Below are 12,152 nucleotides of genomic sequence, written 5' to 3' on the forward strand. Positions count from 1 at the left end.
GCGGGTGTATACGAAGAGCTCATCACTGAAGGCATGCAGGCGCAGATCGACCAGTTGAACGCGGCCGGTTGGAAACCCATTCACGCCGAGGTCAGCGCAGAGTCTTCGCCTCACGTGCTGGCGCGCTACATCGGCGACGCGGTGGGGCGACGGTTGAGTCAACTGCCTCATGAGAAGCAGGTCGCCGCGGCAAACCAGATCATGCAGTCTCTGGTCAACAGCGTGCCGGACCCAGACGTAGCCGAAGCCGTGACCACCATCATCGATGGCCCACGCCAACTACTCGCCCTGGCTGAGCAGGAGGCCCCTGGCGTCTACGCCATCAGGCCCCTCACTCCTCTGTCTGAGACGGCGCTAATCACCAATGCCCCGGATGATCCGAGTTTGGGCGCGGAGTTGCGGGCAGAGCTCGCCACCGCCGACCGTATCGATCTGCTCTGCGCGTTCGTGAAGTGGTACGGCATAAGAGTTCTTGAGGACTCACTTCGGGCAGCCAAGCAACGTGGCGTCCCGATCCGAGTCATCACGACCACCTACATCGGGGCCACCGACCGTCGCGCCTTGGATCGGCTGGTGCGCGAGTTCGGCGCCGAGGTGAAGGTCAACTACGAGATCAGGTCGACACGTCTGCACGCAAAGGCATGGCTGTTCCGCCGTAACACCGGCTTCGACACGGCGTATGTGGGCAGCTCCAACCTGTCGAAGGCCGCGTTGCTTGACGGCTTGGAGTGGAACGTACGACTGTCCTCGGTCGCCACCCCCAGGGTGCTCGACAAGTTCGAGGCGACTTTCGATGCGTATTGGGCCGACGTGGCCTTCGAGGCCTACGACCCTGACCGCGATGGTGAGCGACTCGATGAGGCGCTCACCCGAGCGGGCGGGACCGGACCTGCTGGGGACCTCAGAATCAGCCTCTCCGGTCTGGAGGTGCATCCCCTCCCGCATCAGAAGGACATGCTGGAGCGCCTTCGTGTGGAGCGTGACGTCCGCGGCCGCAATCAAAATCTTCTCGTTGCCGCGACGGGGACGGGCAAGACGGTCATGGCTGCACTGGACTACCGCACCATGCGCGACACACGCGGCGGCCAACTTCCCCGCCTCCTCTTCGTCGCCCACCGCAAGGAGATCCTGAACCAGTCCCTGCGGGCCTACCAAGAGGTGCTCGACAACGCCTCCTTCGGCGAGCTACTCCACAGCGGCAAAGAACCACGCGACTGGACGCACGTGTTCGCAAGCGTCCAGTCACTCAACGTCCAGCGGCTGGAGCAGCTCGACCCGGAGCACTTCGATGTCATCGTCATCGACGAGTTCCACCACGCCACCGCTGAGACCTACCGCCGGGTCATCGAGCACTTCAAGCCGGCCGAGCTCCTGGGCCTCACGGCCACCCCGGAGCGGATGGACGGGCGCAATGTGCAGGACGAGTTCTTCAACGGGCGGATCGCTGCCGAGCTACGGCTCTGGGAGGCCCTGGAAAACGACCTGCTCTGCCCCTTCCACTACTTCGGACTGCCAGATGGCACCGATCTCACCCGTCTCGACTGGCGTTCGGGTGTCTATGACAGGGAGCAGCTCGGCCGGCTGTACACGGCTGATGAGGCTCGGGCACGGATCGTCATCAGGCAGGTCGAGGACAAGATCTCTGCCCCTGCCACCATGCGGGCGCTGGGCTTCTGCGTGACCAAGGACCATGCGCACTTCATGGCGGAGTGTTTCCGCCGAGCGGGGTTCCAAGCCGCGGCCCTCGACAGTGACTCCAAAGCTGAGGTACGCCAGCGGACGCTTGACGATCTCAAGGCAGGTCGTATCCAGGTGATCTTCTCCGTCGACCTGTTCAACGAGGGCCTGGATATCCCCGACGTCGACACGCTCCTGCTTCTGCGCCCTACCAACAGCGCGACCGTCTTCCTCCAGCAACTTGGACGAGGTCTGCGCCGCACGCCCAACAAGCCTGTCCTGACCGTGCTTGACTTCATCGGTCAGCATCGAGCCGAGTTCCGCTTCGAAGAGCAGTTCCGCGCCCTGACCAATCTCTCCCGGAACCGCCTCGTCGAGAGCATGGAGCACGACTTCCCGCTGCTGCCGTCCGGGTGTCAGATCATTCTGGAGGGCAAGGCCAAAGACCTAGTCCTCGACAACATCCGCACTCAGCTCAAGGCCACCATCACCACGTTGGCCAAGGAGGCAAGGGACTACAGCACTCCCAAGCTAGCCGACTACCTTCGCGAGAGCCGACGAGACATCCAGGAGCTCTACAAGAGCGACAACTCCTGGACCAAGGTGCTGCGTAAGGCAGGTTTCCTCCGCGAGGACGCGCCGTCGGGCGAAGCAGAGCTCCTCAAGCGTGCTCACGCCTTCCTGCACGTCGACGACCCTGACCGTATCCAGGCGTATCTGCGGCTGCTCGCAGATGACGCCCCGGACTATGACTCTCTGTCGGTGAAGGAGCAGGCATACGCCCGCATGCTCTTCTTCAACCTGTGGGACAACGCCGGCGGTTTCTCCAGGTACCACCAGGGCCTTGAATCACTGCGCGCCCAGCCAGTGCTGCGTGACGAACTCCAGCAGATCCTGTCGTACGCCCTCGAAGCGGCTGACCACTTCCCGCTCCCGCTGGAAGGTCCACTCGCCCACATCCCGTTGAAGATCCACAGCTCCTACAACCGCTCCGAGATCTTGTCGGCCCTGGGTGTGGCCCAACTGGGCGGCCAGATGCCGAGGGACTTCGGGCAAGGAGTGCGCTGGGTCGAGGAACTCAAGACCGACGCCCTCCTCATCACCCTGGAAAAGAGCGAGCGCGACTTCTCCCCGACGGTCCGCTACAAGGACTACGCCCTCAGCCCAACACGCTTTCACTGGGAATCTCAGAGCACGACTCCGGAAAACTCCGCGACTGGTCTGCGCTACCAACAACACGCCCAGCAGGGGAGCCATGTCCTGCTCTTCCTGCGCCGCTACAAGCGCAACAGCATCGGCAAGGCCGAGCCGTGGATGCTCCTGGGGCCCGCGACCTACAAGGAGCACACCGGCAGCAAGCCCATGGCGATCACCTGGGATCTGCACCACGGGCTTCCTGCCGATGTGAGCTCGTACGCTTCGATTACCAGCTGATCCAGCCGCTTGCTCAGGCAGAGGGCTGGGACTCTGCCTCGAAGTGCGTCTGAGCTCTGTCAAGGAGGTCGTCGGCGTCCCTGCCATGCTGGTGAAGCCAATGGAGGAGGTCGGTAATGATGTCGATCGCCGCTTCCTCCGCCAAGGCGACACTCAGCCGCTGCGAGCTGGCAGTTGCCGCAATCGGAACCTCCTGAACCCTGTAGAGGTCCAGGAGCCCCTCCGCTCTGCTCAGACGCGGGCTGTCATGCCTCGAGATGGGCAAGCCTCGCTCTGCCGCCAACTCACACCACGTAACTTTCCGATCTCCGTGAAGCTCAACACCCCAGCGCGCGGCGACGGCATCGACGAGGGCCATCCCACGACCACCTTCGGCATCAGCTCCCGACTGGAGCAGGGTGGGGAGAGCCCGGGTGTCCGGGTCCTGGATCTCGATCCGTAGGCGGGGTCCGTTCATGGAGACGGCGAGGGTGGTTGGCGTACCGGCACCTACGTGCGCAATGACGTTGGAAACCAGTTCGGTCACGCACAGTTGGGCGTCCTCGACGACTTCGGACAGCCCCCAGAGGCCCAAGTGCAGGCGCAGCAAGCGGCGCAGGGCGGCCGCTTCCTCTGGCTCTGCCGCGAAGGCGAGGCTCCACGGCTTCCTGAGCGTGCACAGGTCGTTCTGCATCACGGCAAGTCCTTCCCACGTGAGCTCGGTCGCTCTTCGCAATCGGTGACACACCGAGAGTTGCACTGAAACTCTCAAAATGGAACTCTCAGAATGCGCGAAGAGGGACGAAGAGAAGCGCGAGGTTCATGGGCACGCCCCCGGCGCACGCTGTCTTGCTCTCACGCTCCGAGGGCGCGCACGATCTAACGGATCAACACGAAAGGTCCCGAACATGGCAGTTGGACCCACGACCCGCAGACGCCAACTCGGCGCCGCCCTACGCCGCCTTCGCGAAGCGAAGGGCCTCCCTCTGGAGGAGGCAGGCGCACGAGTGGGGATCTCCAAGGCGACCCTGAGCCGTTACGAGACCAAGGAGGGCACCGTCAAGTGGCCAGCGGTAGACGCCCTGTGCCGCGAGTACGGCGCCCCAGACGAAGAGCGACTCGCCCTGGTCGAACTCGCCAAGGGAGCCAAGATCCAGGGCTGGTGGCGATCACTCGCCGACCCCATCCCCGAGTCCATGAACCTCATGCTCACCCTTGAGGACGAGGTCGTACGTGAGGACCACTACGCCTCCATGTACATCCCCGGGCTCCTCCAGACACGCGCATACGCCGAAGCCGTGCATCGAGCGTCAGAGGTGCAGTGTCCAGAGCGGGAGGTGCAGCACATGGTGGACATTCGCATGAAGCGGCAAGAACTGCTGGACAGAGCTGAACCTCCCCATCTCTGGTGCGTGATCGACGAGGCAGCGCTACGGCGCCGGGTGGGCGGTGTCGACGTCATGCAGGAGCAACTCCGACACCTACTCACGGTGTCTCAACGCCCCCATGTGACAGTCCAGGTCCTGCCGTTCACCAAGGGAGCACATGCAGCCGCCGTGGGGAGCTTCGCCGTCCTCCGAGGCCCGACCCGAGAACTGGACGTGGTCTATGTGGACCTGATCGGCGGCGGTCTCTTCATGGAGAAGCCGCAGGAGTTGGACCGCTATAGGTTGGCGTTCGAGTACCTCAGCGCCCAGGCACTCGATCTCGAGTCCTCGGCGGAGATCATCGACCGTATAAGCAAGGAGTCTTGATGACCTCACTCTCCCCGCATGAATGGTTCAAGTCCTCCTACAGCGGCGGCAGTGGGACTGAGTGTGTGGAGTGCGCGCGTGAGGTCGGCAGCATCCTCGTACGAGACTCCAAGCGCGACAGAGGACCTGTCATAGCCGTCCAGCATCAAACGTGGATCCTCTTTGTGGACTCGCTACCGCGAGGGGAAGGCGATCACTGAGGGTGCCTATGAATTGCTCGCAATCTCGATACATCGCTCAGCTTGCGCAATCAGCTGCAATCGTCGGGGCGGCCCCTCTCACGTAGCCACATCCTGGATCTCCCATCCCCCACAGCCGGAGGCCAAGCATGACGCTCAGGTTCATCGGTACGAGCAGCGACGACGGCGACTGCCCCACCCTGTACGACATTCAGGGGACCAACGAAATCCTCGTCCAGGGCGAGCGGGAGACGGACCCGGAGCATCTGGCTCAGTTGAGGGACGTCAAAGAGTCCGAGACGTTCGTCCGTGTGCCGCGCAGTCTGCTGATCCGTTACGCGCCCACGGCCGAGGCGCCGGCACTCCAGCCGTTCGCCTCGATCTCCTCCTTTTTCCGCGAGTTCAGGCACACCGCTTGGCGGCTGGAGACACGGCCTGGCTACGCCTCCGACCGGAACAGCGCCAAATGGGCCCGGTTCCTCTCAGGTGAGGACATCGGTCGCGACCCGGACAACGCCTGGCGGGAGAACGTCCGAGCGCAGACGGCACAGGGCAAGCGGTTCGAGCGAGTGAGGCTGGTCGACGAACCCCTCACGCAGGGGCAAGCGTTCCTCCTGGCCAGCGCTCCCGGCAATGTCGCCGCAGGGGAGGACATCCGTAACCTCACCCGTGCCCAGGCACGCGAGCTGCGGCTGCCCGACTACGACTTCTGGCTCTTCGACTCGAAGACCGTCGCTCGCTTCGCGTTCGACGACGAGGACGTGACCTTGGGGGTCTACGTCAGCGAAGACCCGGCGGACGTACTCGCGGCCTGCCAGGCACGGGACGCCGCCTGGCACCATGCCGTCCGTACCGAAGAGTTCGCCGAGCGAGTACGTTCCACCATGTGAGCACGGACTACCAGACCGCGAGAGAAGCCCTCGGGGCGCGGCTGCGCGAGCTGCGCACCGAGGCCGGTCTGGAAGGGAAGGGCCTCGCCGACAGGATCGGCTGCCAGCCGTCGAAGGTGTCACGGCTCCAGAACGGCAAGCAGACCCCGACCGCTACTGACCTGACCGCGTGGGCGCGGGCTTGCGATCGACCGGATGTCGAGGCCGAGCTTCAGGGGTTGCGAGCCGGGCTGGAGATGAAGCAGAGGCACCGCTCGTGGCGACGCCAACTGGCCGGTGGGCACCGGGGTCGCCAGGAGATCGCCGTACGTCAGACAGAGGCCACGAAGACCATTCGTGGCCTCGAAGTGTCCCGCGTGCCCGGGCTGTTCCAGACGCCGGAATACGCCCGCGTCATCTTCGACTCCAACGCGGAGTTCCGGGGCATCGCGCCGACTACGGAAGCGGCCGTCGAGGCACGGATGCGTCGCCAGGAGGCGCTGTACGACCCCTCGAAATCCTTCCGATTCCTCTTGTGCGAAGCGGCCTTGTACCACCGCTCATGCCCCGCCGAGGTGATGGCCGAGCAACTCGACCGGCTGTACAACCTCGTCGGCCGGCACCGTGTCGAAGTCGGCGTCCTGCCCTTCGGTACGCAGTTGCGCCGTACGGCACCGCACGCATTCTGGATCTACGATCGTCGGCTTGTCATCGTCGAGACGATCAGCGAAGAACTGTGGCTCACCGGTGACGAGGACCTCCAGTTGTATGAACGGGCGTGGGACTGGCTCGCCGAATCTGCCGAGTACGGGGCACCCGCTCGCCGATTGATCGGTCGGGCGAGGGCTTGCTTGGATCTCTCGTAGGTAATCGGCTGCAAGCGCCACGGTCGTCTGCGCAATCGCGCGCAATCGCCGCGCACGTGAGCAATTGCGCCACCTAACGTCCTGCTCATGGCACCACAACTCGCTCAGCCGACCTGGTTGGCAGGTCAGGACTGGTTGCTGTCCTGCGCCCGGAATCCCACGGCCGTGCGCCGGGCGTGGGCCGCCGACGAGTGCGCCTGTATCCCCAGCGGCGGCCACTGGATGGTGGCCGAGGGCTCGTTGCTTCCGTCTCTCCGAGTGATGAAGTTCCTGGGGGCTGGGCGACTTGGCCCGGTCCTGGTGGATGTCGCGGCCGGGCTGGCTTGGTGGCTGATCCCTGCCGATCCCGGTGGCGGGCTGGACCACATACGACAGCTAACCGTGCATGCATCCGGTTGGCCGCTCATGTGCCCGCCCGTTCTGCGGCCGGTCGGGGAACGCGGATGGCTGGAGCGTCCCGACGGTTCCGGCGACCTCACCGACCCGGTGGAACTCAGCGCAGCATTCGACCAGGCGCGCTCGGTGAATGGCCGTCCGAGGCCGCCGCAGCGGTCCTACTGACCGCTCCTCACCTCCACGTACCGTTGCGCGCCTCGCTCCGGCTGGGGCTGCGCGACGGGCGCGAACCCCTCTCGCAGAGCAGGCGAATCCGCATCCCGCGATCTGGGAGGGGCTCTCCAGAAAGTCCCCACGACAAAGGAGTACCCCCATGCCCTCGACTGCCGTCGCCGCCCGGACCCGCACCGGCCGCTCCCTCGTCACCGACGCCGAGTTCGGCACACTCGCCGCGTTCTGTGCCGACGAGTACGGCCTGGAGCGCTGTGTCGCGGACCGGGTCGTCGACCAGGCGCTCGCGCTCGTCTACGTGATGGGCATCAGCGGTGAGGGCGCGAGCATGGCGCCGTCGCAGCAGGTCGATCCGGGGTGGCACACGCTCATCCTGCACACCGGTTGGTACGCCGACTGGTGTGAGCGGAGTTTCGGTTACTTCCTGCATCACCAGCCGAACGCCAAGGTCCGTACGCGTGGGCTGATGGTCGATGTCGTCGGCCGCATGCGTGCGGCCGGGTTCGAGGTCGACGAGCGGCTGTGGGGTACGGCCGCCGACTGCAATCCGCCGGCCTGTTGCGGCGACGGCGACGGCTGTTGACGCCTGCTCCTCCCCTTGCGGGTCGGCCCTCCCGCAGTCGGCCCGCTCCTCCCCACACCAGAACGGACTCGTCCTCGTGTCCCTGATCGAGCTGACCGCGACCAGTCGGGTGACCGTGTTCCCCCTGGAGGAACTCACCGTCGCCTACACCACCCAGTCCAGCGACGCGCGCGGGCTCGGGGACATCGGGCTCGTCACGGTCGTGGACGAACAGGCCGACGGCGAAGAGCTGTGGCGCCTCGCCCGTGACCTCGGTGGTCGCACCCAGGGTGCGGACCAGGCTCGCTGGATCCTCACCCAGGCCGGCCGGGCCCGCATGGTCAAGGCGTACACCGATCTGCCGGACACCAAGTGGACGGCACACATCCGCCGACGCTTCGAGCTCGGGGCACTGTTCGCAAACCACGAGATCCTCATGACGGGACGGATCGCGCTGTCGCACTCCGGCCTGCGTCAGCCCGCCTGAAGCTCCGAGATCACCTGCTCCGCCCTACGGCGGGCCGGCTCCAGGCGAGGGTCCTCCGGATGCGCGCCCGGGCCGAGGATCTTCGCGCAGGTGAAAAGGGTCATCAGCTTGCCGTCCCGGCTCTCGAAGTCGTGGCGCCGTTCGTGCAGTACGCGGTCGGCCAGGGCCGGGACGGCGAGGGAACTTCCCCACAAGGTCGCGGAGTCCAGTCCTCGCGGGGCGGTCCCCCAGTCCTCCCAATCGAAGAGGCAGAACGTCGGGGCGGTCATGTTGGCCCAGTTCAGATCGGCGTGGGCCGGGACCCACCGCTCGACGGTGGTGTCGAAGTCGTCGGGGAACGCGGTGCGGATGGTCTCGGTGAGCAGGGTCTGGGTGATGGTGACGGTGTCCGGCGTGGCCGTGCGGCCGGTGTGCTGCGCCGCGAGCGCGTCCAGCGAGTCGTTGAACTCCTGCCACCACGTGTCCGCCAGCTCGGGATCGTCACTCAGCACGGCTGCGCCTACGGGGCTCCCTGGCAGGAGTTCGGTCTCGTCCGCCCGCCACATCACGGGTTCGTTCGGGTCCTGCCAGACCACGCACCCCTGCCACGCGGGTTGGGCGATGTCCGCGAGCCGAGCGGCGCGCTCTGTTCCGTTCCAGCCCTGGTCACCGATCCTTTCGAGCAGGCGGCGCTCTACCCGGATCCAGGTGCCGCGGTCTGTACGGGCTCCCACGGATCGACGCTTGCGTACGACGGTGTTCAGGTCCAAGTCCGTTTGGAAGGAGCGCCCGACGCGATCGAGGATTTCGCCGACCGGTTGAACGCGGAGATCAACGGAGCGAACAGAGGCCACCGGGAGCGTCATACAAGGGACCGTAGCAGCAGGGCCCGTATGCGACTTTCGTCTCTCCGGACACGCGCTGACCATCCTGAACGCCCGGAGCAGAACAAGCCTCCACGGGTAGGAAGGCCCCGTGATCAAAGATCCCGCGACGCATGGTCCAGTTATTCCTGGAGGTACAGGGTGACCGCGGTTCCGACGTTTGAGGAACTGTTCCGCGACTGCCGTGAGTCGGCGGTCCATCTCGAGATGCGGGACAGCTATATGAAGTCGGACCCGGCCTACGTGGATTGGGTCGCCGGTGTCGCCTTCGATCCCGCTGAGCGGTGGGCCGACTGGCTTGGTCTGGTCTCGGAGGCCACGCGACGGGGGGTGAACGTGCGGCGGGCACGCATTGTGTCCGAGCCGGTGAGCCAGTACATCCGGTTCGAGTACGAGGTGACGGACGGCCTGAACATCGCGGCAGGCGAGGAGGTGCGCTGGCTGCCGCGCAGGAAGGCCACCGGCATCGCCCTGCCCGGCAACGACTTCTGGCTGTTCGACTCGTCCTTGTTGCTGGTGAACCACTTCGACGGCGAGGGCGAGTGGCTGGAGTCGTCCACCAGCGCGGATCCGCATGAGGTCGAGCTGTGTGCCGACGCCTTCGAGTCGGTCTGGGAACTGGGCGTACCTCACTCCGCCTACCGGATCGTGTGATCGGCACGGGGCGGCTCAGCTGATGGCGTGCAGCATCGCTTCTTCGGAGTGGTCGGCGGCGTGGCGGTGGCCGATGAGCTGGTGCGGTGGCCCACGTGCTGTTGAGCGGGCCCCGCCAGGGCCTTACGGCCTTGTGTACGAATGAGGTCGGGGCGTGTTGGCCTGGCGGGTTGCCTGATGGGTGCTCACCTCTCGGCGGCGCGGTCGGAGACCAGGGCGGCGACTGCCGCGTAGGTCTCGTCGAAGTACTCGCGGCGTCCGAGGTAGCGCTGGAGGGTTCGCCACTGCTTGTGTTCAGCGTTGGCGTGCTCGACGCAGATGCGCTCCGAGCACTGCTGATGGCGGGCTGCGTCCCAGGCGGCGATGTCTTCGGGCGCGGCGCCCTTCTTCGGTTTGAGCGGCGGGGCTTGGACCTGGTCGGGGAACTGCTTGGCAAGTCCCCGGTAGCCCGCGTCGGCCTTGGCCCTGACCTGGGGGTACTGCTCGAACAGCTCGCAGATTCCCTCGGTCTTCACGGCTGTCTGGTCGTGCATTCGGCCGGGCCGGAAGGCCCCGGCCCACAGGGTGCGGCCCTGCCCGTCAGTGACGACGGCGGCCTTCTTGGTGTTCTGCCGCATCTTGCCCGAGACGTAGGCGCGACGGCCCGGCTTGTTCGCCCGGGGTCGTCGAACCCGGACCTCCGTCTCGTCCAGCCGCAGCTCGACATCCTCAGCCGCCGCATAGGCGAAGACGTCCGCGAGCGTGCGAAGCCGCCGGTCACCCTGCCCGGGAACAGCAAAGCCACGAGCGGCCAGAAGGGGACGGACCTCGTGGACAGCCCGGGTGATCGTGAAGCGGTCCACTCCGTAGAGCAGGGCCAGAGCCCCGTGCGGGAGCTGGAATCGCAGGACGACCAGCGTGGCGATGACCCGGTCGGTGAACACCAGCTGGTGATTCGGTCCCGCGCCGGCCGCACGCAACCGGCTGCGGCCTCGACGCTCGTGCAGGCGGCCCTCCTCGGCGGCCATCCACGCCTCGGCCAACTCTGCGATCAGCGAACCGAGTCGACGGCGCTTCAGGCCGGTGAAGACACGATGGGACAAGGCCGTGCGGCCAAGGTATTGCGTCACAGCCACACCCAGGCCGCACGGCCCTGTGCCTGCCATCGCAGAAGCCTGATCGTGTCAGCGCGCCACGTTGTGGTGTTCCGGCACCGGCTCAACCCGAGCTCGGGAGGCCGGAGAGCAGGGCCGCAGCAGCTCTATCGAAAGGGGCGACGCTGCCCGCAGCGCGACACAGGATGTGGGCGCCTTCAAGTGTGACGATCATGAGGGTGGCCAGATCAGCAGCCTGGGATGAACTCATTCCGGCGTGGGTGAGTTTGCCGGTGAGCTCGCCGACCCAGCCGGCGAACCCTTCGGCCGCGACAGTGCGCAGGCTGCCCTGGTCGGCAATGGCCGCACCGCCGTCGACGGTGACCGCCGCGACTGCGCAACCGCCGCCCCCCGCGGACGCCTGCACGACAGGGCGGACGTTGCCAAGGAACGCCTCCACGACCTCGCGTGGCGTGCGGGCCGGCAGTTCGCGCAGGTGGCTGCGGACGTCCTCCGCGTTGCGGCGAGCGGCTTCGAGCGCGAGTTGCTGTTTGCCGCCCGGGAAATGGTGATAGATCGCTCCGCGCGCGGCACCACTCTCGGCCAGGACGTCGGTGAAGGACATCGCGGCCAGGCCGTGACGCTGCAGCAGTCCGATCGCTGCGCTGATCATGCGGGACTTCGTGTCCGCGGCCATCGCGACCCCCTTGACTAGTACGGCCATCCTAGTCCATGCTCGGCCCACTAGGACGCACGTACTAGTAGCGTGGGCTGGACAGCCCCCGAAACCGGAGGTTCGTGATGGGCAAGACCTTTCTCTACACCGAGATCCAGGCGGCAGTACCGTTCGATCAGTTCGACTGGCACCAGGTCAACGTGGCTCTGAAGACAGCGCCGGGCCTGATCCGCAAGACGTGGCTGTCCGGGATCGGCACCCACACCATCGGTGGTTTCTACGAGTTCGACAGCGCCGAGAACGCCCTGGCCTTCGCCCAGGGCCCCTTCGCCGAAGAAGCCCGCCGGGCTGGAGCCCCGGCAACGACACGACTGTTCGACGGCGACATCGTCAAGGACGCCAGTATCGACCTGAACTCGCCCTACTACACCTGACACCGCAGGGCGCCGCGGAGTCAGCTCTGGACACTGCCTCGCTCCACTGCCGGGGCGAGGCGGTCCCAACGGAGAGGC

The 12,152-nt window shown here is 65.9% G+C and carries 14 protein-coding genes; 10 read left to right on the plus strand and 4 right to left on the minus strand.

Features of this window, described 5'->3' with window-relative positions:
• Window positions 1-33: 33 nt before the first annotated feature.
• On the plus strand, window positions 34-3,111 hold the full coding sequence (locus tag ABZ464_RS36565; RefSeq protein ID WP_359284665.1) for a DUF3427 domain-containing protein: 3,078 nt from the start codon (window positions 34-36) through the stop codon (window positions 3,109-3,111).
• Window positions 3,112-3,124: 13 nt separating this feature from the next.
• Here ABZ464_RS36565 and ABZ464_RS36570 read toward each other — a convergent pair whose 3' ends face one another.
• A complete protein-coding gene (locus ABZ464_RS36570; protein ID WP_359284667.1) occupies window positions 3,125-3,784 on the minus strand; it encodes an ATP-binding protein in 660 nt (219 codons plus the stop codon).
• A 214-nt stretch (window positions 3,785-3,998) separates the two neighbouring features.
• Between ABZ464_RS36570 and ABZ464_RS36575 the strand changes: the two genes are divergently transcribed.
• The 7 genes from ABZ464_RS36575 to ABZ464_RS36605 all read left to right on the plus strand — a co-directional run bounded on the left by ABZ464_RS36575 (window position 3,999) and on the right by ABZ464_RS36605 (window position 8,374).
• Window positions 3,999-4,844, plus strand: a complete 846-nt coding sequence (locus tag ABZ464_RS36575; protein WP_359284669.1) for a helix-turn-helix transcriptional regulator — start codon at window positions 3,999-4,001, stop codon at window positions 4,842-4,844.
• Window positions 4,844-5,044: a DUF397 domain-containing protein gene (locus tag ABZ464_RS36580; protein WP_359284671.1), complete on the plus strand. Its 201-nt coding sequence runs from the start codon at window positions 4,844-4,846 to the stop codon at window positions 5,042-5,044. The genes ABZ464_RS36575 and ABZ464_RS36580 overlap by 1 nt, the downstream gene beginning before the upstream one ends.
• 128 nt (window positions 5,045-5,172) lie before the next feature.
• On the plus strand, window positions 5,173-5,913 hold the full coding sequence (locus ABZ464_RS36585) for a DUF6879 family protein (RefSeq protein ID WP_359284673.1): 741 nt from the start codon (window positions 5,173-5,175) through the stop codon (window positions 5,911-5,913).
• The gene (locus tag ABZ464_RS36590; protein WP_359284676.1) at window positions 5,910-6,758 is read left to right on the plus strand and encodes a helix-turn-helix transcriptional regulator; all 849 of its coding nucleotides are present in this window, start codon (window positions 5,910-5,912) and stop codon (window positions 6,756-6,758) included. Before ABZ464_RS36585 ends, ABZ464_RS36590 begins: the two co-directional genes overlap by 4 nt.
• An 87-nt stretch (window positions 6,759-6,845) precedes the next feature.
• Window positions 6,846-7,319 (plus strand): hypothetical protein, encoded by a 474-nt coding sequence (locus ABZ464_RS36595; RefSeq protein ID WP_359284678.1) that lies wholly within the window; start codon window positions 6,846-6,848, stop codon window positions 7,317-7,319.
• A 148-nt stretch (window positions 7,320-7,467) separates the two neighbouring features.
• On the plus strand, window positions 7,468-7,908 hold the full coding sequence (locus ABZ464_RS36600) for a hypothetical protein (RefSeq protein ID WP_359284680.1): 441 nt from the start codon (window positions 7,468-7,470) through the stop codon (window positions 7,906-7,908).
• Window positions 7,909-7,984: 76 nt separating this feature from the next.
• Window positions 7,985-8,374 carry a hypothetical protein gene (locus ABZ464_RS36605; RefSeq protein ID WP_359284682.1) on the plus strand — a complete coding sequence of 130 codons (390 nt, stop codon included), beginning with the start codon at window positions 7,985-7,987 and terminating at the stop codon, window positions 8,372-8,374.
• Here the strand turns inward: ABZ464_RS36605 and ABZ464_RS36610 are convergent.
• Window positions 8,362-9,219: a hypothetical protein gene (locus ABZ464_RS36610; protein WP_359284685.1), complete on the minus strand. Its 858-nt coding sequence runs from the start codon at window positions 9,217-9,219 to the stop codon at window positions 8,362-8,364. The two genes, ABZ464_RS36605 and ABZ464_RS36610, sit on opposite strands and share 13 nt — an antisense overlap.
• Window positions 9,220-9,378: 159 nt before the next feature.
• Here ABZ464_RS36610 and ABZ464_RS36615 point away from each other — a divergent pair, with 159 nt between their 5' ends.
• Window positions 9,379-9,891: a DUF6879 family protein gene (locus ABZ464_RS36615; protein WP_359284687.1), complete on the plus strand. Its 513-nt coding sequence runs from the start codon at window positions 9,379-9,381 to the stop codon at window positions 9,889-9,891.
• Window positions 9,892-10,076: 185 nt separating this feature from the next.
• Here the strand turns inward: ABZ464_RS36615 and ABZ464_RS36620 are convergent, their stop codons facing one another.
• On the minus strand, window positions 10,077-11,000 hold the full coding sequence (locus ABZ464_RS36620; RefSeq protein WP_359284690.1) for a transposase family protein: 924 nt from the start codon (window positions 10,998-11,000) through the stop codon (window positions 10,077-10,079).
• 88 nt (window positions 11,001-11,088) lie between these two features.
• Window positions 11,089-11,661, minus strand: coding sequence for a TetR/AcrR family transcriptional regulator (locus ABZ464_RS36625; RefSeq protein WP_359284693.1), 573 nt, complete (start codon window positions 11,659-11,661; stop codon window positions 11,089-11,091).
• A 104-nt stretch (window positions 11,662-11,765) separates the two neighbouring features.
• Between ABZ464_RS36625 and ABZ464_RS36630 the strand changes: the two genes are divergently transcribed.
• On the plus strand, window positions 11,766-12,074 hold the full coding sequence (locus tag ABZ464_RS36630; protein ID WP_307627865.1) for a hypothetical protein: 309 nt from the start codon (window positions 11,766-11,768) through the stop codon (window positions 12,072-12,074).
• Window positions 12,075-12,152: the final 78 nt, after the last annotated feature.

It is taken from the genome of Streptomyces sp. NPDC005820 (assembly GCF_040630255.1).
In the GTDB taxonomy this organism is placed as follows: domain Bacteria; phylum Actinomycetota; class Actinomycetes; order Streptomycetales; family Streptomycetaceae; genus Streptomyces.